Origin of the sequence: Stenotrophomonas pictorum JCM 9942 (genome assembly GCF_001310775.1) — a bacterium.
GTDB classification, from domain to species: domain Bacteria; phylum Pseudomonadota; class Gammaproteobacteria; order Xanthomonadales; family Xanthomonadaceae; genus Stenotrophomonas; species Stenotrophomonas pictorum.
Genome location: NZ_BAZI01000253.1, coordinates 1 through 3,940 on the forward strand (window position 1 = coordinate 1; position 3,940 = coordinate 3,940).

Genomic DNA, 3,940 nt, shown 5'->3' on the forward strand with positions numbered 1-3,940 from the left:
CATCAGCGCAGCGTCCGGCAGCGCAGGCGGAAAATCGCAACAGCGGGCGCCCCCCCGCCAAGCCCCGGCAAGGGGAGGCGCGCGGCCAAGGCGCGGGCGGTGTTCACAACAGCGGTGCGGGAATGCCTACGGGACTGCATATCAACCACCCTGTAAAGGACGCTTGACAGACGATAGGGGCGGCACCGCCCCGCTGTCAAGGAGTCTTTACAGGTGGAACCGTGCCGGCGCGATTCCGCGTGGCGCCGCTGCCCGCAGCCGGGCCGGCTTACTTGCTGCTGACGTACTTCTCGCGGCGGATCTGCGGATTGCCCAGACCGGCGGCCTTCAACGCCTCGGCGCAGGCATCGACCATGTCCGGGTTGCCGCACAGGTAGGCGATATCACGCGCCGGATCCGGCGCGACTTCCGCCAGTTGCTGCTGCACATAGCCGCGACGCACGTCCGGGTGCGGCTCGACCGGCAGCTCGCGCGACAGGCACGGCATATAGCGGAAGCCCGGCGTGGCCTCGGCGAAGGCGCTGAAATCCTCGCTGTACAGCAGCTCGGCCGGGGTGCGGGCGCCTTGCAGCAGCACCACTTCCACGCCGCGTTCGACGATGGCCTGGCGCAGCTGCGGCAGCATCGAGCGGTAGGGCGTGACGCCGGTGCCGGTGGCAATCAGCACATAGCGGGCATTGTGGTCGCCCGGCTGCAGGCAGAAGCGCCCGAACGGACCGCTGGCACTGAGATGCCCGCCGATCTCCAGCCTTCGAACAGCGCGGTGGCCGCGCCGCCGGGCACGAAGCTGACTGCGATCTCCACCGCCTCGCCCGGGCCCATCGCATGGTCATGGATGGTCGCCAGCGAATAGCTGCGCTTGGTGGCGGTGCCGTCGGCATAGGCGAAATGGATCTGGATGAACTGGCCGGGCGAGAAATCCAGCGGCTGACCGTCATCGCGGACGAACTGGTAATGACCGACCGTCGGCGCGAGCATGCGCCGGCCGACCAGCTTGAGGGGGAATTGGACAGGCACGGGGAGGGAACAGTGTGTAGCCGGGCTGACGCCGCAGGGGCTTCTATAATACCGGCTTGCTCTTATCCGGCGCCTTTACCCGGGCGCAAAGGCCGAAGCTTGGACCCCCGAACCTCCCCCGTCGCGCCCGCGTTGCGCGTGACCGACCTCCGCAAGACCTACGACAACGGCGTGCACGCGCTCAAGGGCGTGTCGCTGGAAGTGGCGCCCGGTGATTTCTTCGCCCTGCTCGGCCCCAACGGCGCCGGCAAGTCGACCTTGATCGGCATCGTCTCCTCGCTGGTGAACCTCAGCGAAGGCCAGGTGGAGGTGTTCGGCACCGATCTGGTCAGCAATCGCAGCGCGACGATGCGCCTGCTCGGGCTGGTGCCGCAGGAAATCAACTTCAACCTGTTCGAGAAGCCCTTCGACATCCTGGTCAACTACGCCGGCTTCTACGGCATTCCACGTGCCGAGGCGGAGGTGCGCGCCGAAGAGGAGCTCAGGCGCGCCCACCTGTGGAACAAGGCGCAGATGATGAGCCGCACGCTGTCCGGCGGCATGAAACGGCGGCTGATGATCGCCCGCGCGATGATGACCCGCCCGCGCCTGCTGATCCTGGACGAACCCACCGCCGGGGTGGATATCGAGATCCGCCGGGACATGTGGAAGACGCTGCAGGAGATCAATGCCGCCGGCACCACCATCATCCTGACCACCCATTACCTGGAAGAAGCCGAGCAGCTGTGCCGCAACCTGGCCATCATCAACCACGGCCGGATCGTCGAGCAGGGGCCGATGCGCGACCTGCTGGCCAAACTCGACGTGGAAGGTTTCATCTTCGACATCGACGGTGAGCTGCCCGCGCAGCTGCCGCAGATCGAAGGCGCCACGCTGGTCGCCACCGATGCACACACCCTGGACATGGACATGCCGCGCGCGATGGACCTCAACCGCGTGTTCGCCGCGCTCAACAGCGCCGGCATCCGCGTGCGCTCGATGCGCACCAAGAGCAACCGCCTGGAAGAGCTGTTCGTGCGCATGACCGGCAACCTGGAGACCCCCGCATGACCCCCGCCGCCAACACCGAAACCGCCACCACCGGCGCGCGCAACTGCGTGGCACTGGGCACCATCGTGCGCCGCGAGATCAACCGCATCCTGCGCATCTGGGGCCAGACCCTGGTGCCGCCGGCGATCACCATGACCCTGTACTTCCTGATCTTCGGTGGCCTGATCGGCTCGAAAATCGGCGACATGGGCGGCTACAGCTACATGCAGTTCATCGTGCCGGGTCTGGTGATGATGAGCGTGATCCAGAACAGCTACGGCAACATCTCCTCCTCGTTCTTCGGCGCCAAGTTCGGCCGCCATATCGAGGAGCTGCTGGTCAGCCCGATGCCGAACTGGGTGATCCTCGGCGGCTATGTGGCCGGTGCAGTGGCGCGCGGCATGGCCGTGGGCGTGATCGTGCTGCTGATCGCGATGTTCTTCACCCCGGTGCGCATCCCGCATCCGCTGGTGACGCTTAGCACGGTGCTGCTGGGCGCGACGATCTTCTCGCTGGCCGGCTTCATCAACGCGGTCTATGCCAAGAAGTTCGACGACGTGGCGATCGTGCCGACCTTCATCCTGACCCCGCTGACCTACCTGGGCGGCGTGTTCTATTCGATCACCCTGCTGCCGGGCTGGGCGCAGACGCTGACCCATGCCAACCCGATCTTCTACATGGTCAACGCCTTCCGCTACGGCCTGCTCGGCAGCAGCGACGTACCGCTGTGGGTGTCGTATGCGCTGATGCTTGGCTTCGTCGCCGCGCTCGGCGCGCTGGCACTGTGGCTGCTCAAGCGCGGCGTCGGCCTGCGCAGCTGAACCCGGGGGCGCCGCAAGGCGCCTTCTTTTTACCTGAGACCGCCGCGCACACTCCTATGATGGCCGCCTCCCCTTGCTGATGGACTTACGATCTGATGCGCATCCTGATTCTCGGCGCCGGTGGTACCGGCGGCTACTTTGGCGGACGTCTGGCCCAGGCCGGTCTTGATGTCACCTTCCTGGTACGGGCGGGCCGCGCCGCGCAGCTGGAGCGCGATGGCCTGGTGATCCGCAGCCCGCTGGGCGATGCCACTTTCCCGGTCGCCCACGTCACCGCCGATGCGCTACCGCACGGCGTGCAGGAGCGTCCGTTCGATCTGGTGATCCTCAGCTGCAAGGCCTACGACCTGGACAGCGCGATTGAGGCGATCGCGCCGGCGGTCGGCGCACACACCAGCGTGCTGCCGATCCTCAACGGCCTGCACCACTACGCCGCGCTGGATGCACGTTTCGGACGCGAGCGGGTGCTGGGCGGACTGTGCTTCATCAGCGCGACCAAGGCCGCCGACGGCGCGGTGCTGCATCTGGACACGCCGGCCAAGCTGACCTTCGGCGAGCGCGATGGCGGGGCTGACAGCACGCGCGTGGCCGCCCTGGTCACGGCCTGCGAGGAGGCCGGTATCGACCATGTCGCCTCGGCCGATATCGCCCGGGAGCAGTGGATCAAGTACACCTTCCTGACCGCGCTGGCCGCCGGTACCTGCCTGATGCGTGCCGATGTCGGCAGCATCGTCGCCAGTGACCATGGCACCGCGTTCATGCAGGCGCTGTATGGCGAATGCCTGGCAGTGGCCGCCGCCACCGGCCAGGCGATCCCGCAGAAAGCGCAGGACATCGCCCTGTCCGCGCTGACCAGGGCAGGTTCGCCGATCAAAGCCTCGATGCTGCGTGATCTGGAAGCCGGGCAACGCGTGGAAGCGGCGCATATCGTCGGCGACATGCTGGGCCGCGCGCTTGCGCAGGAACAGTCGGCGCCCCTGCTGCAGGCCGCCTACTGCCACCTGCAGGCCTACGAAGCACACCGCGCGCATGACCGCCGCCGGAATGCTGCCACGGCGGGTGCTGATCCTGGG

Annotated in this window: 3 protein-coding genes and 1 pseudogene; 3 read left to right on the plus strand and 1 reads right to left on the minus strand. The window is 67.0% G+C overall.

Annotated elements, in window-relative coordinates; translation table 11 throughout:
• Positions 1–268: 268 nt before the first annotated feature.
• Positions 269–978 (minus strand): annotated as a pseudogene (locus JCM9942_RS11845) (FAD-binding oxidoreductase).
• Positions 979–1,116: 138 nt separating this feature from the next.
• On the opposite strand from JCM9942_RS11845, the gene JCM9942_RS11850 reads away from it, so the two are divergent.
• The 3 genes from JCM9942_RS11850 to panE all read left to right on the plus strand — a co-directional run.
• Complete coding sequence (locus JCM9942_RS11850) at positions 1,117–2,067, plus strand: ABC transporter ATP-binding protein (RefSeq protein WP_054659892.1); 951 nt, start codon at positions 1,117–1,119, stop codon at positions 2,065–2,067.
• Entirely contained in the window at positions 2,064–2,867 is an 804-nt protein-coding gene (locus JCM9942_RS11855; RefSeq protein WP_054659894.1) for an ABC transporter permease, read from the plus strand. Before JCM9942_RS11850 ends, JCM9942_RS11855 begins: the two co-directional genes overlap by 4 nt.
• A 95-nt stretch (positions 2,868–2,962) precedes the next feature.
• A partial coding sequence (gene panE / locus JCM9942_RS11860) for a 2-dehydropantoate 2-reductase (RefSeq protein ID WP_083468524.1) occupies positions 2,963–3,940 on the plus strand: 978 nt, incomplete at its 3' end.

Coding starts and splice junctions, on each gene's coding strand:
- JCM9942_RS11855 (WP_054659894.1), top strand. CDS start 2,064: ATGACCCCCGCCGCCAACACCGAAACCGCCACCACCGGCGCGCGCAAC.